The 23577-nt window shown below is 72.6% G+C and carries 19 protein-coding genes and 1 pseudogene; 17 read left to right on the forward strand and 3 right to left on the reverse strand.

Features of this window, described 5'->3' with window-relative positions:
* Positions 1 to 2: 2 nt before the first annotated feature.
* Complete coding sequence (locus OG900_08330) at positions 3 to 1178, reverse strand: YihY/virulence factor BrkB family protein (GenBank protein WUH95674.1); 1176 nt, start codon at positions 1176 to 1178, stop codon at positions 3 to 5.
* Between the two features lie 75 nt (positions 1179 to 1253).
* Here OG900_08330 and OG900_08335 point away from each other — a divergent pair, with 75 nt between their 5' ends.
* The 17 genes and pseudogenes from OG900_08335 to OG900_08415 all read left to right on the forward strand — a co-directional run bounded on the left by OG900_08335 (position 1254) and on the right by OG900_08415 (position 21346).
* Entirely contained in the window at positions 1254 to 2891 is a 1638-nt protein-coding gene (locus tag OG900_08335) for an acyl-CoA dehydrogenase family protein (GenBank protein ID WUH90108.1), read from the forward strand.
* A gap of 250 nt (positions 2892 to 3141) precedes the next feature.
* A pseudogene (locus OG900_08340) lies at positions 3142 to 4364 on the forward strand (GAF domain-containing protein).
* 68 nt (positions 4365 to 4432) lie between these two features.
* Positions 4433 to 5005, forward strand: coding sequence for a GNAT family N-acetyltransferase (locus OG900_08345; protein ID WUH90109.1), 573 nt, complete (start codon positions 4433 to 4435; stop codon positions 5003 to 5005).
* Between the two features lie 331 nt (positions 5006 to 5336).
* The gene (locus OG900_08350) at positions 5337 to 7058 is read left to right on the forward strand and encodes a nitrite/sulfite reductase (GenBank protein ID WUH90110.1); all 1722 of its coding nucleotides are present in this window, start codon (positions 5337 to 5339) and stop codon (positions 7056 to 7058) included.
* Positions 7055 to 7234: a hypothetical protein gene (locus OG900_08355; protein ID WUH90111.1), complete on the forward strand. Its 180-nt coding sequence runs from the start codon at positions 7055 to 7057 to the stop codon at positions 7232 to 7234. The genes OG900_08350 and OG900_08355 overlap by 4 nt, the downstream gene beginning before the upstream one ends.
* On the forward strand, positions 7231 to 7935 hold the full coding sequence (locus tag OG900_08360; protein ID WUH90112.1) for a phosphoadenylyl-sulfate reductase: 705 nt from the start codon (positions 7231 to 7233) through the stop codon (positions 7933 to 7935). The genes OG900_08355 and OG900_08360 overlap by 4 nt, the downstream gene beginning before the upstream one ends.
* Before the next feature lie 26 nt (positions 7936 to 7961).
* On the forward strand, positions 7962 to 8501 hold the full coding sequence (cysC, locus tag OG900_08365) for an adenylyl-sulfate kinase (GenBank protein WUH90113.1): 540 nt from the start codon (positions 7962 to 7964) through the stop codon (positions 8499 to 8501).
* Positions 8498 to 9433, forward strand: coding sequence for a sulfate adenylyltransferase subunit CysD (gene cysD, locus OG900_08370; GenBank protein ID WUH90114.1), 936 nt, complete (start codon positions 8498 to 8500; stop codon positions 9431 to 9433). The genes cysC and cysD overlap by 4 nt, the downstream gene beginning before the upstream one ends.
* Positions 9434 to 9435: 2 nt before the next feature.
* Positions 9436 to 10785 carry a GTP-binding protein gene (locus OG900_08375; protein ID WUH90115.1) on the forward strand — a complete coding sequence of 450 codons (1350 nt, stop codon included), beginning with the start codon at positions 9436 to 9438 and terminating at the stop codon, positions 10783 to 10785.
* A gap of 256 nt (positions 10786 to 11041) precedes the next feature.
* Positions 11042 to 12199: an aliphatic sulfonate ABC transporter substrate-binding protein gene (locus OG900_08380; GenBank protein ID WUH90116.1), complete on the forward strand. Its 1158-nt coding sequence runs from the start codon at positions 11042 to 11044 to the stop codon at positions 12197 to 12199.
* 71 nt (positions 12200 to 12270) lie between these two features.
* Positions 12271 to 13065: an ABC transporter ATP-binding protein gene (locus OG900_08385; protein WUH90117.1), complete on the forward strand. Its 795-nt coding sequence runs from the start codon at positions 12271 to 12273 to the stop codon at positions 13063 to 13065.
* Positions 13052 to 13999 carry an ABC transporter permease gene (locus tag OG900_08390; protein ID WUH90118.1) on the forward strand — a complete coding sequence of 316 codons (948 nt, stop codon included), beginning with the start codon at positions 13052 to 13054 and terminating at the stop codon, positions 13997 to 13999. The genes OG900_08385 and OG900_08390 overlap by 14 nt, the downstream gene beginning before the upstream one ends.
* Positions 14000 to 14013: 14 nt before the next feature.
* Entirely contained in the window at positions 14014 to 14769 is a 756-nt protein-coding gene (locus tag OG900_08395; GenBank protein WUH95675.1) for a sirohydrochlorin chelatase, read from the forward strand.
* A 256-nt stretch (positions 14770 to 15025) separates the two neighbouring features.
* The gene (locus OG900_08400; GenBank protein WUH95676.1) at positions 15026 to 17275 is read left to right on the forward strand and encodes an MMPL family transporter; all 2250 of its coding nucleotides are present in this window, start codon (positions 15026 to 15028) and stop codon (positions 17273 to 17275) included.
* Between the two features lie 80 nt (positions 17276 to 17355).
* The gene (locus OG900_08405) at positions 17356 to 18402 is read left to right on the forward strand and encodes a sigma-70 family RNA polymerase sigma factor (GenBank protein ID WUH90119.1); all 1047 of its coding nucleotides are present in this window, start codon (positions 17356 to 17358) and stop codon (positions 18400 to 18402) included.
* 415 nt (positions 18403 to 18817) lie between these two features.
* Entirely contained in the window at positions 18818 to 19681 is an 864-nt protein-coding gene (locus OG900_08410) for an aminoglycoside phosphotransferase family protein (GenBank protein WUH90120.1), read from the forward strand.
* Between the two features lie 198 nt (positions 19682 to 19879).
* On the forward strand, positions 19880 to 21346 hold the full coding sequence (locus tag OG900_08415) for an MFS transporter (protein WUH90121.1): 1467 nt from the start codon (positions 19880 to 19882) through the stop codon (positions 21344 to 21346).
* Between the two features lie 105 nt (positions 21347 to 21451).
* On the opposite strand, the gene OG900_08420 is transcribed toward OG900_08415, so the two are convergent.
* On the reverse strand, positions 21452 to 22156 hold the full coding sequence (locus OG900_08420; protein ID WUH90122.1) for an exonuclease domain-containing protein: 705 nt from the start codon (positions 22154 to 22156) through the stop codon (positions 21452 to 21454).
* A gap of 100 nt (positions 22157 to 22256) precedes the next feature.
* Complete coding sequence (locus tag OG900_08425) at positions 22257 to 23495, reverse strand: SAV2148 family HEPN domain-containing protein (GenBank protein WUH90123.1); 1239 nt, start codon at positions 23493 to 23495, stop codon at positions 22257 to 22259.
* Between the last annotated feature and the right edge of the window lie 82 nt (positions 23496 to 23577).

The raw sequence follows: 23577 nt of genomic DNA on the forward strand, positions 1-23577 counted from the left end.
GGTCATCCGCGGTGGTGCTCGTCCCAGGGCGACTGCTGCGGGGGGAAGGGGGGCACCGGGGGCGGTGCGAGGGGGCGCGGCGGGCGGGGCGGGACCAGCGGGGCCGGCGGCTCGGGCTTGGGGCGGCGGGCGCGCAGGCGGGAGCGGACGTCGCTGTGGGGGAGGACGTCGACCCAGCGTTCGGGGTACTCGGCGGGCGGCGGGTCGTCGTCCTCCTCGGCCGCGGCGGCCTGGCGGGCGCGGCGGGCGGCGGCTCGGGCGACGACCTCCGCGGCGGCGGCGATCTTGCGCTCGTCGTTCTCCTGGCGGGCCGCGGCGGTGCCGAGCGAGGGCCACACCCGGTCGACGGCGGCGTTGACCGCGGCGCCGACCAGGACGGCGAAGGCCGAGACGCCGATCCACAGGAGTACGGCCACGGGCGCGGCCAGCGAGCCGTAGATCGTCGGGCCCTCGACCGCGTGCGTGAGGTAGATCCGCAGGATGAAGCTGCCGAGCACCCACATCAGCAGGGCGACGAGCGCGCCGGGCACGTCCTCGTACCAGGGCGCCCGTACGGGCACGGACACGTGGTAAAGCGTGGTGAGGAAGGCGACCGAGGCCAGCAGGACGAACGGCCAGTAGAGGACGTGGACCGTGCCCGAGGTCCCCGGCACCAGGTCGTTGACGGCGTTCGGGCCGACCACGATGAGCGGGAGCACCGCGGCGCCCAGGATCAGCGCGACCACGAAGAGGCCGAGTGACATCAGCCGGGTGCGGACGATGCCGCGGCGGCCTTCGAGGCCGTACATGATGGTGATGGTGTCGACGAAGACGTTCACCGCACGGGAGCCGGACCACAGGGCGATCAGGAAGCCCAGCGAGATCAGGTCGGGGCGGCGCCCGTGGAAGACGTCGTCCACCAGGGGCTTGACCAGTTGGTTGACGCCGTTGTCGGACAGGACCGTCGCGGAGGCGCTGAGGATGTTGTGGCGTATGTGGTCGATGGTGTCCAGGCCGACGACCGTGTCGACGTAGCCGAGCGCGCCGACCAGGCCGAGCAGCAGCGGCGGCAGGGACAGCAGCACGAAGAAGGCCGCCTCGGCGGCGAGTCCGGTGACCCGGTATTCCATGCAGGAGTCGACCGTGTCCTTGAGCAGGAGCCAGCCGACCTTCCGCTTCGAGACGTTCCGGTAGAGCACCCGGGCCCGCCGCCAGCGGCTCGGACGCCGATGGCTTCTTTCTTCCGCTGCTTGCACCCCCTTACGTTAGCGGGCATGACTGCCCCCACTCACACGGTGACGAACCAGGTCCCGCCCCTGGTCGGCCATGACGTGTACAGCACCGACACCGCCCTGACCGAGGCCGTCGCGCGGCACGCGGACCCGGCCGGGCTGGCGGAGATCGGCGAGGAGCTGTCCCTGCTCGGGACCGCGGCGGGTTCCGCACAGGCGCAGAGGTGGGGCGAGGAGGCGAACACGTACTCCCCCGTGCTGCGCACCCACGACCGCTACGGCAACCGGGTCGACGAGGTCGACTTCCACCCGTCCTGGCACCGGCTGCTCGGCCACGCCGTCACGGCCGGCCTGACCGACGCCTGGTCACGGCCCGACGGGCACCTGCGGCGGGCGGCCGGCTTCCTGGTCTGGTCCCAGGTGGAGGCCGGGCACGGCTGCCCGGTGTCCATGACGCACGCGGCGGTGCCCGCGCTGCGCACCGACCCCGTCCTGGCCGCCGAGTGGGAGCCGCTGCTCGGCTCGCACGTATACGATCCGCGGCTGGTGCCGGCCGGTGAGAAGCCGGGCGCGCTGTTCGGGATGGGCATGACCGAGAAGCAGGGCGGCTCGGACGTCCGTGCGAACACCACCGCCGCGCAGCCGCTCGCCGAGGAGGGTGCGTATCTGCTCACCGGGCACAAGTGGTTCTGCTCCGCGCCGATGTCGGACGGCTTCCTGGTGCTGGCGCAGGCGCCGGCGGGGCTGACCTGCTTCCTGCTGCCGCGGGTGCTGCCGGACGGCACGCGCAACGTCTTCGCGATCCAGCGGCTGAAGGACAAGCTCGGCAACCGCTCCAACGCCTCCTCCGAGGTCGAGTTCGCCGGCACCTGGGCCCGGCGGGTCGGCGAGGAGGGCCGCGGAGTCGCCACGATCATCGAGATGGTGGCCGCGACCCGGCTGGACTGCGCGCTCGGTTCGGCGGCGCTCATGCGGCAGGCCGTCGCGCAGGCGGTGCACCACGCCACCCACCGGGCCGCGTTCGGCGGGCCGCTGATCGGCAAGCCGCTGATGCGCAACGTCCTGGCGGACCTGGCCCTGGAGTCCGAGGCCGCCACCACGACGGCGCTGCGGCTCGCCGCGGCCTGCGACACCGACACCGAGCAGGAGCGGCACTTCCGGCGGCTCGCGGTCGCGGTGACGAAATTCTGGGTCACCAAGCGGTGCCCCGCCGTCGCGGCGGAGGCGCTGGAATGCCTGGGCGGCAACGGCTACGTCGAGGAGTCCGGCATGCCGCGGATCTTCCGGGAGTCGCCGCTCAACTCGGTCTGGGAGGGCTCGGGGAACGTCCAGGCGCTCGACGTACTGCGCGTCCTGGGCCGTGAGCCGCTCGCGGTCAACGCCTTCCTCACCGAGGTGGGCCTGGCGCGGGGCGCCGACCACCGCCTCGACGCGGCCGTCAAGGACCTGCTCTCCGAGCTGGGCGATCTCGACGGTGTCGAGGGACGCGCCCGGCGGATCGTCGAGCGCATGGCGCTCGTACTCCAGGGCTCCCTCCTCGTCAGGTTCGCCCCGGGCGCGGTCGCGGACGCCTTCTGCGCCTCGCGCCTGGGAGGCGACTGGGGTGCGACCTTCGGTACGCTCCCGGCCGGCCTCGACCTCGCCCCGATCCTCACCCGCGCCGCACCGGCCGCGCCGTAACCGCATTCCTCGGCACGCCCCGGAGGGGGTGGTGCCGCGCCGACTCGGCACCACCCCTGCCCGTGACACGGCGTCAGGGTCCGCCCAAAGCGCCCGCCCGCGCAACCGTTGCAACCGGTTGCGGCAAAGCCGAGCGCCTGGGTCCGGGCCCCGGGCACCATGGCAGGAACGGCAGAACGGAGGCGTCGTGCGACACCTTCCGATCAGCTTCGGGCGGCCGGACGGGACGGACCTCAGGACGTCCCCGCACCTGCTCGCGTCGGCGCGGGCGGCGACGCTCGCGGGCGACGTGCCGCCCGAGGCGCCGCGCGCGGTGATCGGCGCGTCGTGGGAGCGCGCGCTGGGACACGGCGTGGACCCGGACGTCGGCCGGCACGACGGCGTGCTCGGCACGGAGGAGATCGAGCACCGCAGGCGCAGCACCGCGCTGGGGGACGTGCTGCCGGTGCTGCGCGAGGGCCTGGTCCCGGTCGCGGACGCGGCCTGGCACATCATGGTGGTGACCGACGCCGAGGGCCGGGTGCTGTGGCGGGACGGCAGCTCCGCCGTACGCAGGAGCGCCGACCGGCTGGGCTTCGCCGAGGGCGCCTCCTGGTCGGAGGAGGCGGTCGGCACCAATGCCATCGGCACCGCGCTGATCACCCGCGCACCGCTCCAGGTGCATTCGGCGGAGCACTTCGTGCGGACGCACCACGGCTGGACCTGCGCCGCCTCGCCGGTGCACGACCCGCGGGACGGCCGGCTGCTGGGCGTGGTGGACGTCAGCGGGCCCGCTGCGGCTGCGACGGTGCACCCGGCGACGCTGTCGCTGGTGTCGGCGGTGGCGCGGGTCGCCGAGGGCGAGCTGCGCTCGCGGCACTGGGCGGCGGTGGAACGGCTGCGGTCGGTGGCGGCGCCGCTGCTGGCCGGGATCGGCGGCCAGGCACTGGTGGTGGACCGCAACGGGTGGACCGCGGCGGCGACCGGGATGGCGCCGGCCGAGCGGGTCGCGCTGCCCGCGTCGGTGGCGGCCGGGCAGATGTGGCTGCCGGCGCTCGGGGTGTGCCGGCTCGAACCGCTGCCGGGCGGGTGGCTGATCCAGGTGGGCGGCCGGGAGCGGCCGCCGGCGGCGAGCCGGGTGGTGGTGGACGTCAGCCGCCCCGACGGGTGGACGGTCACCGTGTCGGGCCCTGCGGGCAGCTGGTCGCAGGCGCTGAGCCCACGGCATGCCGAGCTGCTGTACGTGCTTGCGCTGCACCGGGCGGGCCGTTCGGCCGCGGAGCTGGCCGGCGACCTCTTCGGCGACCCGAGCCGTAGGTGACGGTGCGGGCGGAGCTGTCCCGGCTGCGCAGGAACCTGGCGGGGGTGCTCGCCCACCGGCCCTACCGTTTCGCCGAGGCGGTGGAGGTCGAGCTGCTGCGCCCGGCCCGCGCCCTCGACCTGCTGCCGCATTCGGTGGCGCCCGCTGTGCCGGCCGGCCGCGCGGGCTGCTGACGCCGCCGTCTGCCGACCGGCGGGATCCGGCCACGGCGGCGGATCCGGCTCCGCTTAAGGTGGGCGCCATGAGCACCGCCGTGACCACCTGGTCCCTCGAACTGACCGCGCCGGGCGAGCTGCGGCCCGCGGCCGCCCCCGCGGCCGATTCCGGTGTCCGCATCGTGCGGGCCGAAGTCCCCTCACCGGACTTCGGGCGCTTCCTCTACACGGCGGTGGGCGCGGACTGCTCGTGGCTCGACCGGCTGCCGTGGCCGCTCGACCGGTGGCGCGAGCTGTACGAGCGGCCCGGCACCGAGCTGTGGGTGGCGTACGAGCACGGCAGCCCCGCCGGATATGTGGAGCTCGCCGGGCAGGACGAGTGTGTGGTGGAGATCGGGTACTTCGGGCTGCTGCCGGACTTCCGCGGCCGCGGGATCGGCGGCCACCTGCTGTCGTACGGCACCGCGCGGGCGTGGGACCTGGGCAGTCGCTGGGCGGAGCGGCCGGAGACCCGGCGGGTGTGGGTGCACACCTGCTCGCTGGACGGGCCGTACGCGCTGGAGAACTACCGGCGGCGCGGTTTCCGGGTCTTCGACACGGTGACCGCGGTGCCGAGCGTGCGACCGCGGCGGCCGCTCGGAGCCGGAAGTGACGCATGACACAGTTTCTCACAATGTGAGATTATCTGGTCCACATGATGGATAGCGGTGGACTCGCCCGAGACCTGCATGCCACGCTTTCGTCATGTCACGCACTGGAATCGCCTTGGTAGGTCGGCCGCACGTCGACTTCTGCCGCGTGTCCAGCGCCATCTGTCCGGCGGGCTGACCGCACAGCGCACCGCTCCGCCATCCCCGTCGTCGTGGATGCACGGGAGTTCCCCATGTGTTCCGTCGCCGGCCTGTACCGCCGCTCTGCGTTTCCCCAGGCCACAGGGTACTTCCGCGCCGTCATCGACCGTATTCGAGCCTGCCAGAAGGACGCATCGCCATGGCATCCAGCCCCGACACCCCCCAGCCGCAGGCAGGGGACACGCCCAGGACCGCCGCCCCCCGTCGCAAGACGTCCAGGCACCGCGGTGAAGGCCAGTGGGCCAAGGGCCACTTCACTCCGCTCAACGCCAACGAGCAGACGAAGAAGGACGATGACGGACTCAATGTGCGGACGCGCATCGAGACGATCTACTCCAAGGCGGGCTTCGACTCCATCGACGGCGCCGACCTGCGCGGCCGGATGCGCTGGTGGGGGCTCTACACGCAGCGCCGCCCCGGCATCGACGGCGGCCGGACCGCGATCCTGGAGCCCGAGGAGCTGGACGACCGCTACTTCATGATGCGGGTGCGCATCGACGGCGGCCGGCTGACAGTGGCGCAACTGCGGGTGATCGGCGAGATTTCGCAGGAGTTCGCCCGCGGCACCGCCGACATCACCGACCGGCAGAACGTGCAGTACCACTGGATCCGCATCGAGGACGTGCCGGAGATCTGGCGCCGTCTCGAAGCGGTGGGCCTGTCCACCACCGAGGCGTGCGGCGACACCCCGCGCACCATCCTCGGCTCCCCGGTGGCCGGCATCGCCGCGGACGAGATCATCGACGGCAGCCCGGCGATCGACGAGATCAAGAGCCGCTACATCGGCAACAAGGAATTCTCCAACCTGCCGCGCAAGTTCAAGACCGCGGTCTCCGGATCGCCGCTGCTCGACGTGGTGCACGAGATCAACGACGTGGCCTTCGTGGGCGTCCGGCACCCCGAGCACGGCCCCGGCTTCGACCTGTGGGTCGGCGGCGCGCTGTCCACCAACCCGCGGCTCGGCGAGCGGCTCGGCGCCTGGGTGCCGCTGGCCGAGGTGCCCGAGGTGTGGGCCGGCGTGGTGGGGATCTTCCGCGACTACGGCTACCGGCGGCTGCGCTCCCGCGCGCGGCTGAAGTTCCTGATGGCCGACTGGGGGCCGGAGAAGTTCCGCCAGGTGCTCCAGGACGAGTACCTGGAGCGCGAGCTGGTCGACGGCCCCGCTCCCGAGCTGCCGCAGGCGCAGTGGCGCGACCACATCGGGGTGCACCTGCAGAAGGACGGCCGCTACTACGTCGGCTTCGCCCCGCGGGTCGGCCGGATCGACGGCACCACCCTGACGAAGATCGCCGAACTGGCCGCGGGCCACGGCTCGGACCGGCTGCGTACGACCACCGACCAGAAGATGCTGGTCCTGGACGTCGAGGAGTCCAAGGTCGAATCGCTGGTGTCCGGTCTCGAGTCGCTCGACCTCCAGGTCCGCCCGTCGCCCTTCCGGCGCGGCACGATGGCCTGCACCGGCATCGAGTTCTGCAAGCTGGCGATCGTCGAGACCAAGGCGCGCGGCGCGTCGCTGATCGACGAACTGGAGCGCAGGCTGCCGGACTTCGAGGAGCCGATCGCGATCAACATCAACGGCTGCCCGAATTCCTGCGCCCGCATCCAGACCGCCGACATCGGGCTGAAGGGCCAGCTGGTCACCGGCCCCGACGGGCAGCAGACCGAGGGCTACCAGGTCCACCTGGGCGGCAGCCTCGGCCTCGAACCCGGCTTCGGCCGCAAGGTGCGCGGTCTGAAGGTCACCGCCGCCGAACTGCCCGACTACGTCGAGCGGGTGCTCTCCCGCTTCCAGGCCGAGCGCACCGACGGCGAGCGCTTCGCCCAGTGGGCGGCGCGGGCCTCGGAGGAGGCGCTGTCGTGAGCGAGCGAGCCGCCCCGTTCTACTGCCCCTACTGCGGGGACGAGGATCTGCGTCCGTCCGAGGAAGGCCACGGCGCCTGGGAATGCCGGGCGTGCAGCCGCGCATTCCAGTTGAAGTTCCTCGGGCTGCTGGCCAGGAGGCCGGCCGCCGACACCTCGCAGGGAGGCGCTTCGTGACCACCGCACCGTATACGGCACAGGACTTGCAGCAGCTCGCCGAGCAGGCGGGCCGCGACCTGGAGGAGGCGTCCGCGCTCGACATCCTGCGCTGGGCCGCCGACACCTTCGGGCCGCGCTTCTGCGTGACCTCCTCCATGGAGGACGCCGTGGTGGCGCATCTCGCCTCGCGCGCGCTGCCCGGCGTGGACGTCGTCTTCCTCGACACCGGCTACCACTTCCCGGAGACCATCGGCACCCGGGACGCGGTCGCGGCGGTGATGGACGTCAACGTCATCACCCTCACCCCGCGGCAGACCGTCGCCGAGCAGGACGCGCGGTACGGCGCCAAGCTGCACGACCGCGACCCCGACCTGTGCTGCGCGCTGCGCAAGGTCGCCCCGCTCGAAGAGGGCCTCACCGGCTACGACGCCTGGGCGACGGGCCTGCGCAGGGACGAGTCGCCGACCCGCGCGAACACCCCGGTCGTCGGCTGGGACGCCAAGCGGCAGAAGGTCAAGATCGCCCCGATCGCGCGCTGGTCGCAGGAGGACGTGGAGGCCTACGTCGCCGAGCACGGTGTGCTCACCAACCCGCTGCTGACGGACGGTTACGCGTCCGTGGGCTGCGCGCCCTGCACCCGCCGGGTGCTGGAGGGCGAGGACGCCCGCGCCGGTCGCTGGGCCGGTCTCGGCAAGACCGAGTGCGGTATCCACCAGTGACGGCACCCCAGGAGCAGGAGACCCCGATGACCACCGGCGCCACCGTATGGCTCACCGGGCTGCCGAGCGCGGGCAAGACCACCATCGCGACCGCGCTGGCGGACACCCTGCGGGCGGCCGGCAGCCGGGTCGAGGTGCTGGACGGCGACGAGATCCGCGAGTTCCTGTCCGCGGGCCTGGGCTTCAGCCGGCAGGACCGGGACACCAACGTGCAGCGGATCGGCTTCGTCGCCGAACTGCTGGCCTCCCACGGTGTGCTGGTGCTCGTGCCGGTCATCGCGCCCTACGCCGACAGCCGCGAGGCGGTGCGCAAGCGCCACCAGGCGCAGGGCACCGGATATGTCGAGGTCCACGTGGCCACCCCGGTCGACGTGTGCTCGGTGCGTGACGTGAAGGGCCTGTACGCACGGCAGGCCGCGGGTGAGCTGACCGGCCTGACCGGGGTCGACGACCCGTACGAGGTCCCGGAGAACCCGGACCTGCGGATCGAGACGCAAGGCAGCACGGTGGAACAGTCCGCCGCAGCGGTGCACGCGCTGCTCGCCGAGAAGGGCCTCACCATATGACCGCGACCGTCACGCACCCCGAGCAGCGGGACAGCCCGTACGCGCTGACGCATCTGGACGCGCTGGAGTCGGAGGCGGTGCACATCTTCCGCGAGGTGGCGGGCGAGTTCGAGCGGCCGGTGATCCTCTTCTCCGGCGGCAAGGACTCGATCGTGATGCTGCACCTGGCGCTCAAGGCGTTCGCGCCCGCGCCGGTGCCCTTCTCGCTGCTGCACGTGGACACCGGGCACAACTTCCCCGAGGTCCTCGACCTGCGCGACCGCACGGTCGCCGAGCACTCGCTGCGGCTGCACGTGGCCAAGGTGCAGGACTACATCGACGACGGGCGGCTGCGCGAGCGCCCCGACGGGCTGCGCAATCCGCTGCAGACGGTGCCGCTGACCGAGGGCATCCAGTCGCACCGCTTCGACGCGGTCTTCGGCGGCGGGCGGCGCGACGAGGAGAAGGCCAGGGCCAAGGAGCGGGTCTTCTCGCTGCGCGACGAGTTCTCCCAGTGGGACCCGCGCCGGCAGCGCCCCGAGCTGTGGCAGCTCTACAACGGCCGGCACGCGCCGGGCGAGCACGTCCGGGTCTTCCCGCTGTCCAACTGGACCGAGCTGGACGTGTGGCAGTACATCGCCCGCGAGGAGATCGAGCTCCCCGACATCTACTTCGCGCACGAGCGCGAGGTCTTCAGCCGCAACGGCATGTGGCTGACCGCGGGCGAGTGGGGCGGCCCGAAGCCCGGTGAGCCGGTGCAGACCCGCGTGGTGCGCTACCGCACGGTCGGCGACATGTCCTGCACCGGCGCGGTCGACTCCGCCGCGACCACGCTGGACGCGGTGATCACCGAGATCGCCGCGTCCCGGCTGACCGAACGGGGTGCCACCCGCGCCGACGACAAGATGTCGGAGGCGGCGATGGAAGACCGCAAGCGCGAGGGGTACTTCTAACCATGACCACCACGAGCCCGCTGACCGCCGAACAGCTGTCCGCGACCACCCTGCTGCGGTTCGCCACCGCGGGGTCGGTCGACGACGGGAAGTCCACCCTGGTGGGCCGGCTGCTGCACGACTCCAAGTCGGTGCTCAGCGACCAGCTGGAGGCCGTCGAGCGCGCGTCGCTCGGCCGCGGCCAGGAGGCGCCCGACCTCGCGCTGCTCACCGACGGCCTGCGGGCCGAGCGGGAGCAGGGCATCACCATCGACGTGGCGTACCGCTACTTCGCCACCACCCGCCGCCGCTTCATCCTGGCCGACACGCCCGGCCATGTGCAGTACACGCGGAACATGGTGACCGGGGCCTCGACAGCCGAGCTGGCCGTGGTGCTCGTGGACGCCCGCAACGGGGTGGTCGAGCAGACCCGCAGGCATGCCGCGGTCGCCGCGCTGCTGCGGGTGCCGCACGTGGTGCTCGCGGTCAACAAGATGGACCTGGTGGAATACGCCGAGCCGGTCTTCGCGTCCATCGCCAAGGAGTTCACCGCCTACGCGGCCTCGCTGGGCGTCCCGGAGATCACCGCGATCCCGATCTCGGCGCTGGCCGGGGACAACGTGGTGGAGCCGTCGGCGAACATGGACTGGTACGGCGGCCCGACCGTGCTCGAACACCTGGAGACGGTCCCGGTCAGCCACGACCTGACCGGCTGCCCCGCGCGCTTCCCCGTGCAGTACGTGATCAGGCCGCAGACCGCGGAGCACCACGACTACCGCGGCTACGCGGGCCAGATCGCGTCCGGCCTGCTGCGGGTCGGCGAGCCGGTGACCGTACTGCCCTCGGGGCGTACCACCACCATCGCCGGCATCGACGCGCTGGGCCGCCGCGTGGACACCGCGTGGGCGCCGCAGTCGGTCACCGTGCTGCTCGCCGACGACCTGGACGTCTCGCGCGGCGACCTGATCGCGCCGTCCGGCTCGGTGCCGGCGCTGACGCAGGACGTACGGGCCACGGTGGCCCACCTGCACGAGAGGCCGCTGCGGATCGGCGACCGGGTGCTGCTCAAGCACGCGACCCGTACGGTCAAGGCGATCGTCAAGGCGCTGCCCTACCGGATCGACCTGTCGCACGGCCTCGCGCACGAGAACGAACCGGCGGCCCTGGAGGTCAACGACATCGGCGCGGTGCAGTTGCGCACCGCGGAGCCGCTGCCGATCGACGCCTACGCGATGACGCGGCTGACCGGGTCGTTCCTGCTGATCGACCCCGCGGACGGTACGACGCTGACCGCCGGTATGGCGGGCGAGGCGTTCGCGGAGCCCCCGTCGGCCGCCGGTGGCGCGGCCGACGACGAGGGATGGGACTTCTGATCATGGCTCAGGAAGCCTTCTCGGGATTTGCGAAGGAGGGCGGGCGCGTCGGCAGCGGCTCGCTCGGCTCGGGTACGGGCGGGGTCGCACGATGTGCGGGCTGAACCGTTCTACGGCGGTTCGCGGCGCAGCCGCGGCCGTCGGCGCACGCCCCTGTCGCGCTTCGCGCGCCCCGATGCTCCGCCTTCGAAGACCTGACGAACTTCCGGCCGCGCCCTAGCGCGCGACACGCCGGGCCTTACGAGAGGACACACCCGTGTCTGCGCAAGTCAGCCCTGCCACCCGCACCTTCGCACCGCGCCACAGACTCATCGCCGTGGCCGCCGCGCTCCCGCTGCTCTTCGGCGCACTCGCCGCCTGCGGCTACGGCTCCGACGACAAGTCGGACGACTCCAACTCGACCGCCCCCGCGGCGGCGAGCGGTACCACCGGTACGACCGCCACCAAGCTCTCCGCCGACGAGGTGAAGATCGGCTACTTCCCGAACCTGACCCACGCCACCGCTCTGGTCGGGCTCAAGGAGGGCTTCTTCCAGCAGGAGCTGGGCAGCACGAAGATCAAGGAAGCCACCTTCAACGCCGGTCCCGCCGAGATCGAGGCGCTGAACGCCGGGGCGATCGACATCGGCTGGATCGGCCCCTCCCCCGCGATCAACGGCTACACCAAGTCCGGCGGTTCCAACCTGAAGATCATCTCGGGTTCCGCCTCGGGCGGTGTGAAGCTGGTGGTCAACCCGGCGAAGATCAAGACCCTGGCGGACGTCAAGGGCAAGAAGATCGCCACCCCGCAGCTCGGCAACACGCAGGACGTGGCACTGCTGAACTGGATCAAGTCGCAGGGCTGGAAGGTCGACGCGCAGAGCGGCAAGGGCGACGTGTCGGTGGTGCGCACCGACAACAAGATCACCCCCGACGCGTACAAGAACGGCTCCATCGACGGTGCGTGGGTGCCGGAACCCACCGCCTCGAAGCTGGTCGCCGAGGGCGCCAAGGTGCTGCTGGACGAGGGCACGCTGTGGCCGAACAAGCAGTTCGTGATCACCAACGTGATCGTGTCGCAGAAGTTCCTGTCGGCTCACCCCGACGTGGTCGAGGCCGTGCTGCGCGGCTCGGTGAAGACCAACGCGTGGATCAAGGCGAACTCCGACAAGGCCAAGGCCGACGCCAACGCCGAGTTGAAGGACCTGACGCAGAAGGCGCTGGCCCCGGCGGTCCTGGACCCGGCGTGGGCGTCGATCCAGGTGCTCGACGACCCGCTGGCCGCGACCGCCAAGACCGAGGCCGAACACGCGGTCTCCGCGGGCCTGCTCAAGGCGCCGAAGCTGGACGGCATCTACGACCTGACGCTGCTCAACAAGGTCCTCAAGGCCCAGGGGCAGCCGGCGGTCGACGCGGCGGGTCTCGGCACCCAGTGACAGCGGCGCGGCAGGGCACACGGCAGCAACCGACCAGCTGATCCAACCGAGAACCCCAGGAGGTGACTTCCATGGCCGACACTCTCACCAGTGCCGCCGCGCAGGACGCGGAAAGCGCCGCTCCCGCGGCCAGGCTCGACCATGTGTCGAAGGCGTTCGGCAGGCCCGGCGCCCAGCAGCTGGTGCTGGACGACATCACACTCGATGTGCGCCCCGGCGAGTTCGTCTGCCTCCTGGGGGCCTCGGGATGCGGCAAATCGACGCTGCTGAACCTGGTCGCCGGGCTCGACGAGCCGTCCACCGGGAGCATCGTGACTCCCGGTGGCCGGCCGGCCCTGATGTTCCAGGAGCACGCGCTCTTCCCGTGGCTGACCGCGGGCAAGAACATCGAACTGACGCTGCGGATGCGCGGGATGCCGCGCGAGCAGCGCCGCCCCGAGGCCGAGCGGCTGCTGTCGCTGGTGCGGCTGAGCGGGGCGTACGACAAGCGGGTGCACGAGCTGTCCGGCGGTATGCGGCAGCGCGTCGCGCTGGCCAGGGCGCTCGCCCAGGACAGCCAGCTGCTGCTGATGGACGAGCCGTTCGCGGCGCTGGACGCGATCACCCGGGACGTGCTGCACGACGAACTGACCCGGATCTGGTCGGAGACCGACCTGTCGGTGCTGTTCGTGACGCACAACGTGCGGGAGGCGGTACGGCTCGCGCAGCGGGTCGTGCTGCTCTCGTCGCGGCCCGGACGGATCAACCGCGAGTGGTCCATCGACATACCGCAGCCTCGCCGGATCGAGGACGCGGCCGTGGCCGACCTCTCCGTCGAGATCACCGAAGAACTGCGTGGGGAGATCCGCCGCCATGGCCAGCACTGAGACGTCGGGGGCGCAGGACGCCGCGCCCCTGGAGAAGGCGCCCGCGGACGCCCCCGCGGGCGAGCGGCCCGACCGGCACGACCTGTCGGGCCTTGAGGCGGGCCTCGACGCGCTGGACACCGTCGTCGTCAAGCGCGTCCCGATCGGGCAGGTGCTGGTCAAGAAGGTGCTGCCGCCGATCAGCGCGATCCTGCTGGTCCTCGTGGTGTGGCAGCTTGCGGTCTGGGCCAAGCTCGCCGACCGGACGAAGCTGCCCAGCCCCTCGGCGGTCGGCCAGGAGCTGGCCGACCGGTGGAATGCCGGCGACCTGTTCTCGATCATCTGGACCAGCGTGTCGCACGGCCTGCTGGGCTTCGTCGCCGCCCTGATCATCGGCACCCCGCTGGGCCTGGTGGTGGCCAGGGTGCCGTTCGTACGGGCCGCGATCGGGCCGATCCTGTCCGGTCTGCAGTCGCTGCCCTCGGTGGCGTGGGTGCCGGCCGCGGTGATCTGGCTCGGCCTGAACAATTCCACGATGTACGCCGTCATCCTGCTCGGCGCGGTGCCGTCGATCGCCAACGGCCTGGTGGCCGGCATCGACCAGGTGCCGCCGCTGTATCTGCGGGCCGGCCGCACCATCGGCGCCACCGGGCTGCGCGGGGCGTGGTTCATCCTGCTGCCCGCCGCGCTGCCCGGCTACGTGGCGGGCCTGAAACAGGGCTGGGCCTTCTCCTGGCGCTCGCTGATGGCCGCCGAGCTGATCGCGTCCTCGCCCGACCTGGGTGTGGGGCTCGGCCGCTACCTGGAGAACATGCGGGAGGGCTCCGACATGGCCGGCGTCTTCCTGGGCATCCTGCTGATCCTCTTCGTCGGTATCGCCATCGACCTGCTGATCTTCAGCCCGCTGGAGCGCTGGGTGCTGCGCTCCCGCGGACTGACCGCGCGGAGCCAGTGACCTTGCGCCCCGGCCTGTCCGCGCCCCCGCTGCTCGTCATCGCGCACGGCTCCCGCGACCCGCGGCACGCCGCGACCGTGCGGGCGCTGACGCGGCGGGTGGCGGCGGCCAGGCCGGGGCTGCGGGTCGACACCGCCTTCCTGGACTTCAACGCGCCCTCGGTGCCGCAGGCCGTCAGCCGGCTCGCGGCCGACGGCGTCACGGACGCGGTGGCGCTGCCGCTGCTGCTGACCCGGGCCTTCCACGCCAAGACCGACATCCCCGCGGTGCTGCGCGAGTCCGCCGCGGCGCTGCCCCGGCTGCGGCTGCGCACCGCGGACGTCCTGGGTCCCTCCCCCCTGCTGACGGCCGCGCTGGAGCGCCGGCTGTCCGAGGCCGGGCTGCGGCCCGGTGACCGCCCGTCGACCGGCGTCGTGCTGGCCTCGGCGGGCTCCACCGATCCGGAGGCGGGCGCGGTGATCGCAGAAATCGCGCGGGAGTGGCGGCACACCGGTTGGTGCGCCGTGCGGCCCGCGTTCGCCTCCGCGTCCCTGCCCCGCACCGAGGACGCCGTCAGGGCGCTGCGCGCCGAAGGGGTGCGGCGGATCGCCGTGGCACCGTACGTGATCGCGCCCGGTTTCCTGCCCGACCGGATCGCCCGCGGCGCCCGCGAGGCGGGCGCGGACCTGCTGGCGCCGGTGCTCGGCGCGGCCCCCGAGGTGGCCGGGCTGCTGCTGCGCCGCTACGACGAGGCGCTGCGGCCGGCCGCCCGCCGGCTGCTGTCCGCCTGAGCCGTCCCGCCGGCCCGCACCGGGTGTGGCCTGGGCGTTCACTGCCGTACGTGTAAGGGACACACACCCCGTGATGGTGGGGTTGTCCCCACCCCCGAGGGGGAGATGGCCCGCTGTGAAGTCACCAGCAGGCCGGATGGGTCGGCACGTCTCCCGGCCGTAGCGTCCTTGGTGGAAGGAGCGGCCCGGCGCCGCCACCCGAGACGAGCCTTACAAGGGGGACACCGTGAGTCGCGCACGCGCACACGGCAGCAGGATGGGCATCGCGGCATCGATGGGCAGTTGGAGCGCCCGCCACCGGTGGGCCGCGGTGGGCGGGTGGCTGCTCTTCGTCATCCTCGCGGTCTTCGTCGGCCAGTCGGCCGGGCGGGTCGACGTCGACGAGGACCGGTCGATGCCCGGCGAGGTCAGCCAGGCCGCCACGATCAACGACGACGCGGGGCTCAAGCCCCCGGCGAGCGAGATGGTGCTCGTCCAGGCCAAGGGCGCGGGCAGCGCCACCGACCCGGGCTTCCGTACCGTGGTCGGCGAGGTGATGAGCGCGGTCAGGTCCACCGGCGGGGTCACCGCGGTCACCTCGCCCTACGACACCAAGTCGGTCTCCGCCGACGGGCGTTCCGCGCTGGTGCGGTTCGACATGCTCGGCGACCAGGAGACCGCCGCCGACCGGGTCGACCCGGTGATGGCCGTGGTCGAGCGGGTCCAGGCGAAGCACCCCGACCTGCGGATCGAGGAGTTCGGCGACGCCAGCGCGGAGAAGGTGCTCAACGACGCCTTCGGCAGCGACTTCCAGACCGCGGAGTTCTCCGCGGTGCCGCTGGCGCTCGGCATCCTGCTGATCGCCTTCGGCGCTCTGGTCGCGGCGCTGCTGCCGGTGGCGCTGGCGATGACCGCCTTCGTCGCGGCCGGCGGCGTGGTGGCGGTGGTCAGCCACCTGGTGCCGATGAGCGACACCGCCAACTCGGTGATGCTGCTGGTCGGCCTCGCGGTCGGCGTCGACTACTGCCTGTTCTACCTGCGCAGGGAGCGCGAGGAGCGGGCCGCGGGGCACGACGCGGACACCGCGCTGCGGATCGCCGCCGCCACCTCGGGCCGGGCGATCCTGATCTCCGGCGTCACCGTGATCGTGGCCATGGCGGGCATGCTCTTCACCGGCATCGGCGACTTCAAGGCCATGGGTGTGGCCACGATGATCGTGGTCGCCATCGCGATGTTCGGCTCGGTCACCGTGCTGCCCGCGCTGCTGTCGCTGCTCGGCCACCGGGTCGAGAAGGGCCGCATCCCGTTCCTGAACCGGCGGCGCAGGCGGCAGCAGGCCGCCGGCCGTCCCGCGGCGCCCGGCAACAGCCGCTTCTGGCGGTCCGTGCTCGGCCCGGTGCTGCGCCACCCCAGGGCGGCCACCGTCGTCGCCGGCGGCGCGCTGCTGGCGCTGGCACTGCCCGCCTTCGGCATGAAGACCGCGAATCTGTCGATGCAGCAGGAACTGGGCGACGGCCTGCCGATCATCCAGACCTACGACCACATCAACACCGCCTTCCCCGGCGGCCCCGACCCCGCCCACGTGGTGGTCAAGGCCGGCGACATCGACTCCCCCGCGGTCAAGGAGGCCATCGCCGCCTTCCGCGCCGAGGCGGTCTCCTCCGGCGCCAGCAAGGGCCCGGTGACCGTCACCGTGCACAGCGCGCAGGACATCGCCACGATCGACGTACCGCTGGAGGGCGGCAGCGACCGCGCCAAGGCCGAGGCCGACGTGAAGCTGCTGCGCGACCAGGTGCGCCCCGACACGCTCCTGAAGGTGGCGGGTGTGCAGGCGCCGGTCACCGGTGAGACGGCCGGGTCGATGGACTTCACCCACAAGATCACCAGCAGTGTGCCGCCGGTCTTCGCCTTCGTGACCGTCTTCGCCTTCCTGCTGATGCTGCTGTCCTTCAGGTCGCTGACCATCGCGCTGACCTCGATCGTGCTGAACCTGCTGTCGGTGGGCGCCGCCTACGGCATCCTCACCGCGGTCTTCCAGCACGGCTGGGGCGCGTCGCTGGTGGGCGCGCACGGCACCGGCGCGGTGGTGGCCTGGCTGCCGCTGTTCCTCTTCGTGATCCTCTTCGGGCTGAGCATGGACTACCACGTCTTCGTGGTCTCCCGGATCCGCGAGGCCAGGATGCGCGGGCTCGCCACCAAGGGCGCCATCGAGCACGGCATCACCACCACCGCGGGCGTCGTCACCAGCGCCGCCGTGATCATGGTCGCCGTCTTCGCGATCTTCGGCACCCTGTCGATGCAGAGCATGAAGCAGATGGGGGTCGGCCTGGCCTTCGCGGTGCTCATCGACGCCACCGTGATCCGCGGGGTGCTGCTGCCCGCGGTGATGACCCTGCTCGGCGACCGGAACTGGTACCTGCCGCGCTGGATGCACCGGATGCCCGACCTCACCCACGACGAGTCGGCCCTGCCACAGCCGCCGGCCGCCGCGCCGCACCCGGTGGAGCAGTTGCCCGACCGCGTCTGACCTGGCGCTTCCGCCACGGCGTGCCCCCGTACCGAAACGGTACGGGGGCACTGTCAGTGGTCGCGGTTACGGTGGAGGACATGACCGTACGGGAGAGCAGCGCGAGCGGAACGACGGTGACGGGTGCCGACGAGGTCGAGCGCGGCCTTGAGCAGCACCGGGTGGAGCTGACCGGCTATTGCTATCGGATGCTCGGCTCCGCCTTCGAGGCGGAGGACGCGGTGCAGGAGACGCTGGTGCGGGCCTGGCGGGCCGCCGACCGGTTCGAGGGCCGCTCCTCCCTGCGGTCGTGGCTGTACCGCATCGCGACCAACGTGTGCATGGACAGCCTCAATGCCGGCAAGCGCCGGGCCAGGCCGATGGACCTCTCCCCCGCGTCGCACGCCGACGCGGTGCTGCCCGACCCGACGTCGGACGGGATGTGGGTGGAGCCCGCCCCCGACGGCCGGGTGGTGCCCGAGGGCGGCGACCCGGCCGACGTGGTGGTCTCCCGGGAGACCGTCAGGCTCGCCTTCGTCGCCGCGTTGCAGCATCTGCCGCCGCGTCAGCGGGCGGTGCTGATCCTGCGCGAGGTGCTGGCCTGGAAGGCCAGCGAGACCGCGGAGCTGCTGGAGACGACCGTGGCGTCGGTGAACAGCGCGCTGCAGCGGGCCAGGGCCACCCTGGCGGAGGCCGGCGCGTCGGCCGACACCGCGATGCGCGACACGGCGCTGGACGAGGAGCGGGAGTCGCTGCTCGCCCGCTATGTCGACGCCTTCGAGCGGTACGACCTGGCGTCGCTGACCACCCTGCTGCACGAGGACGCGGTGCTCAACATGCCGCCTTATCCGATGTGGGTGACCGGTCACGACGACATACGGGACTTCATGGCGACCATCGGCGCCGGCTGCGCGGGGTCGCACCTGGTGCCGGTCGGGGCGAGCGGGCTGCCGGGCTTCGCGCAGTACCGCCCGACACCCGAGGGCGGTTTCCTGGCGTTCGCCCTCCAGGTGATCGAGACCTCCGGCGGCCGGATCAGCACGATGACGTCATTCCACGACGCTGCCCGGCTCTTCCCGCTCTTCGGGCTCCCACTCGAACTCCCCGCCGAGCCCGGAGAGTTGCACCAGCATGCGCAGTCCGGGTGACGCACCGCACAACCGCACCCGATGGCCGGTGCGGCGGGCAGCGAGCCGCAGCGTGGCCAGCGCTCCGAGGGTCGCGGTCGTGGCGGGCAGCCCGGCCGCGTCCACGCTGACCACCGCCGTACCACAGCTGTGACCTGCGGCTTTCTCAGGTCCAGGGGCCGGTGCCACCACATGGCCTCCTTCCGCGGGGCCGCCGGGCGGCGGTCTTCGCACATACCGACCTGCCGGGCGGTACGAAGTCATCGCTCACCGGGGTACGTATTCGGAGCGGACTGGCGGCAAACCACGCGGAAAACCGGGGCGCCGCAGTGGGACACTTGCCCTGTCCGTACACATGGTCGATGACACTGGCATATGCGAGCGGGCGGCGGGGCGGACTGCCGCCCGGTCGGGTGGACTTCGGAGAGGTCGGGGCATGGCGGAAGCGGTGTTCACGCGGGAGCGGGCGCAGGCGGTGCTGGAGACCGCCGGCCACCCGTCGGCCGAACTGCTCTCCTTCGGGGAGAACGCGGTCTTCGCGGCCGGCCGGCTGGTGATCAAGGTCGGCCGCGGCGCCGACCTGATGGACCGCGCCCGCCGCGAGGTGCGCACCGCGGACTGGCTCGCCAAGCACGACGTGCCCGCGGTGCGGTCCGCCGAGTCCGAGGTGCGGCTGGTCGACGGCCACCCGATCACCTACTGGCAGCGGCTCCCCGAGTCGCTGCGGCCCGCGGAGCCCGCCGACGTCGCCCCGCTGCTGCGGCTGGTGCACGCCCTGCCCGAGCCGGACTTCGGGCTGCCGCCGCGGGATCTGCTCGGCGGCGTCGAGCGCTGGCTGCGGCTGGCGGGGGACGCGATCGACCCGGCAGACGCCGCCTTCCTGCGGGCGCGCAAGGACCGGCTGGCCGCGGCCGTCACCGACCTGGTGCCGTATCTGCCGCGCGGCCCGATCCACGGCGACGCGCTGCCGCGCAACGTCCACATCGGCCCGGACGGGCCGGTCCTGGTCGACCTGGAGACCTTCTCCTCCGACCTGCGCGAGCACGACCTCGTGGTGCAGACCCTCAACCGCGACCGCTACGGGGTGCCGCCCGCCGCCTACACCGCCTTCACCGACGCCTACGGCTGGGATGTGGCGGAGTGGGAGGGCAGCGAGGTGCTGCGCGGGGCGCGGGAGACGGCGGGCTGCGCCTGGGTCGCCCAGCAGGCGGCGGCCAACCCGGCCGCGCGCGGCGAATTCCGCCGCCGGGTGGCGTCGCTGCGGTCCGGCGACGCGACGGTCCGCTGGTATTCGTTCTGACGGTCCCCCGCCGCCGCCTTCTCCCGACGGCATTCCCGCCGCCCACTCCCGACGGCCTTTCCGCCGCCCACTCCTGACGGCCTTTCCTGCCCGCGCAACTGCGGCGACGCCATCCTTTGATCCAACCCTTGCACCGGTGTCAGACTTAACCGGGTATACCGCTCCCGGGCGGCTCTCATGCAGGGAAGGGAATGTGGCATGTCCAACAACCTCGCGGGGCAGCGCGGGACGCTTCTCCTGCTCACGAGCGTCGAACTCGTCGTCTTCCTCGACTCGTCCGTCGTCAACCTCGCGATGCCGAGCATCGGCAAAGCGCTGGCCATGAGCGTCGCCACGCTGGTCTGGGTCAGCAGTGCCTACCAGGTGACCTTCGGCGGCTTCCAGTTAGGCGCCGGCCGCACCACCGACCGGCTCGGCAGGCGGCTGATGTTCCAGACCGGGCTCACCGTCTTCACCGCCGCGTCCCTGCTGGCCGGCCTGACCCACTCCGGCTGGGCGCTGATCGCCGCGCGGGCCGTCCAGGGCGTCGGCGCCGCCATCCTGATCCCGGCCGAACTCGCCCTGATCACCGCGGTCTTCACCGAGCCCGAGGCCTACCGGCGGGCCTTCGGCGTATGGAGCGCGATGGGCGCGGTCGGCGCGGCGGGCGGCGTCGCGATCGGCGGCCTGATCGTGTCCGCCCTCGGCTGGCAGTGGGTCTTCCTGATCAACGTGCCGATCGGCGTCGTGGGCCTGCTGGTCAGCAACCGGCTGCTGCCGCGCGACGACATCGACCTGAAGGCGGTCCGGCGCCGCGAACTCGACCTGCCCGGCATGGTCACCGGCACCGGCTGCCTGCTGCTGCTGGTCTACGTCGTCACCAAGGGCGCGGAAGGCTCGCTCGACCTGGAGCACTGGCTGCTGGCCGGGCTCGCGGTGCTGCTCGGGCTGAGCTTCGTGCTGATCGAGCGCCGGGTCGAGACACCGCTGCTGCCCTTCCGGCTGTTCCGCACCCGCAACATCACCGGCTCCTCGGCGGTGAGCTTCCTGGTCGGCGCCGCGCACGTGCCGGTCTTCGTCTTCCTGTCGCTGTACTTCCAGGAGGTGCACGGCTACAGCGCCGTCAAGTCCGGCCTGGCGGTGCTGCCGATCGCGGTCACCGGCATCCCGGTGGCGCGGCTGCTGATCCCGCGCGCGCTCAAGGCGGTCGGGCCGCGGATGGTGCTCATCGGGGGCCTTGTCCTGCTGACGGTCGCCCTGCTGCTGCTGTCCAGGATCCCCGCCCACGCCGACTACGCGACGGCCTTCCTGCCTGCCGCGGCCATCTTCGCCGTGGGCCTGCCGGCCTGCTTCGTCGGCTCGACCATGCCGGCGATGAAGGCCGCGCTGCCCAACGAGACCGGCATCGTCTCCGGTGTGGTGAACACGGCCCAGCGGCTGGGCGCCGGCATGGGCGTCGCCGTCCTGGCGGCCGTCGCCAACTCGCGCACCTCCCACCACCACGGCGGTACGCCCGCGGACGCGGTGAACGCGGGCTACCACAGCGCCTTCCTGGGCGCCGCGGGACTCGCGGTGATCGGCCTGGTGGTGGCGGTACTGGTCGTCCAGCAGCCGCCGGAGCCGGCCGCGGCCGGCGACAAGGCACCCGAGCCGCTGGCCACCGCCGCCACGGAGGAGAGCGCCTGACCGGTGCCTGCCGCGTCCGGTCCGGAGGAGAGCGCCTGCCGCGCCCGTCACACCTTCCCGGCACCTCGGCCGGGCGCACCGCGAGGGCGGCCGCCCGGCGCTGTGTCAGGCCGCGGGCTGGAGGGGCCAGGCGGCCGGGATCGGGGCCGCGGCGGCGTCCCGCCGGCGCAGCCACGCGGTGAAGTCCTCGGCCCAGGCGGCATACCAGCCGCCCTGGGCCGTGTGCAGGTCCCACAGGTCGGCCTCGCCCGCCTCGGGGAAGCGCGCCGCCAGCGCCCGGGCGACCCGGACCGCGGCCAGCGCGTCGGCGCCCGCGTCATGGGCGCCGTCGAGCACCACCCCGTAGACGGCGCAGGCCGCCTCCAGGGTGCGCTTGCCCCGGCGGTACTTGTCCAGCGCCCGGTCGATGACCAGCGGGTCGACCACGGGCCCCGGCCGGCCGCCGGGTGCGACCAGCGGCGGCATCGCGTACCGGCGCAGCTCGGCGTCCAGCAGGGTCAGGTCGAAGGGCGCGTTGTAGACGACGACCGGGACCCGGGCCGCCCAGTAGCCGCGCACCGCGTCGGCGACCTCGGCGACCACCTCGGGCGCCGGGCGGCCCTCGGCGGTCGCCTGCGCGGTGCTGACGCCGTGGATGGCGGTGGTCTCGGCCGGTATCGGCACGCCGGGGTCGGCCAGCCAGGCGCGGTGCCGCACCGGCTGGCCGTCCTTCACCTCGGTGACCGCCGCGGTCACGATCCGCGCCTGCCGCGGATCCGTCCCCGTGGTCTCCAGGTCGAAACCGACCAGCAGATCCTCGTGCCATGCCATGGCGAGTCCCCTTCCCACCCCGTCTTCCCCCGTGTGCCCTGCCATCATCGCCTGCACCACTGACAGTCCCGGCGGCGCCCGGCGTGCCGGCGCCGCGGGGTCAGGACACCGGCCGGGCGTCGGTCCAGATGCTCTCGAACTCCTCGCGGTAGACCTCGAAGAGCCCGCTGTCGGCCGGCCGGTCGTCGGAGACGACCCGCCGCGACCCGCCGCGCAGCACCATCACCGGCACCTCCATGCCGCGCGCCCTGCGCAGATACGACTGGACGACCGCGAGGCCCTCGCCGCTGTCGCCGTCGACCAGGTAGGCGGTGAAGCGCGGGGTCTCGTCGAAGACCTGGATCTCGAACGCCCCCGGGTCGCGCAGCCGGGCCCGCACCCGCCGCATGTGCATGATGTTCATCTCCACGGAGCGGCTCATCTCACCGCGCCCCAGGCCCAGTTCGCGCTCGCGGCGGCGGACGGCGCTGCTGGCCGGGTTGAGGAAGAGCAGCCGCACCCGGCAGCCCGCCTCGGCGAGCCGGATCAGCCGCCGCCCCGAGTAGTTCTGCACCAGCAGGTTCAGCCCGATGCCGACCGCGTCCAGCCGCCGGGCCCCGGCGAAGAGGTCCTCGACGGGCAGCTGGCGCTGCAGCCGCACCCGGTCCGCGTAGACGCCGATGACGTCGGAGAAGCGGTCGGCGACCAGCTCCTCGATGGCGTCGACCGGCAGCCGCTGCGCGGCCGTACGGGCGCTTCCCGCGCCCAGCAGCTCGAGCAGCCGCGCGCAGGCCCGCTCCGCCTGGTCCAGGACCGTCCGGGACAGCGCCCGGTTGCGGGAGACCACGTGCCGGGCGACCTCCAGCTCGTCCAGGGCCAGTTCGAGGTCGCGGCGGTCGTCGAAGTACGGCTCGAAGCACGGCCAGTGCTGGACGACCAGCTCCCGCAGCTGCGGCAGCGTCAGGAAGCTCAGCACGTTGTCGTCGGCGGGGTCGAGCAGGAAGCCCTTGCGGCGGCTCACCTCCCGTACGGCGACGGCCCGCTGGACCCACTCGTGCCCGGCCGGGCCCGCGGCGGCGACCACCCACTCCTCGCCGTGCACGGGCTCGTAGATCGGGCGCAGCACCGCGTTGACGACAGCGCGCAGCCGCTGTTCGACCAGGTTCAGCCAGACGTAGGCGCGGCCGGCCCTGCGGGCGCGGGTCCGTACCTCCGCCCAGGCGTCGGCGCCCCAGTCCAGCTCCGCTCCGATCTCCATGGGCTGAGCGAGAGTGACCGCACCTGGCGACCCCTCCACAGTGGTGTCGTGCTGGTCACCCTGCTCGCCGCCTCCCGGGAGCATCAGACCTCCGGACGTCACCACTTCACCGCCTCCCACCCCCGTCCACGATCAAGGAAGGGTACTGCGGTGCGGGGGGTGTCGCAGCAGTATCGACCCTACT

It is taken from the genome of Streptomyces sp. NBC_00433 (genome assembly GCA_036015235.1).
In the GTDB taxonomy this organism is placed as follows: Bacteria; Actinomycetota; Actinomycetes; order Streptomycetales; family Streptomycetaceae; genus Actinacidiphila.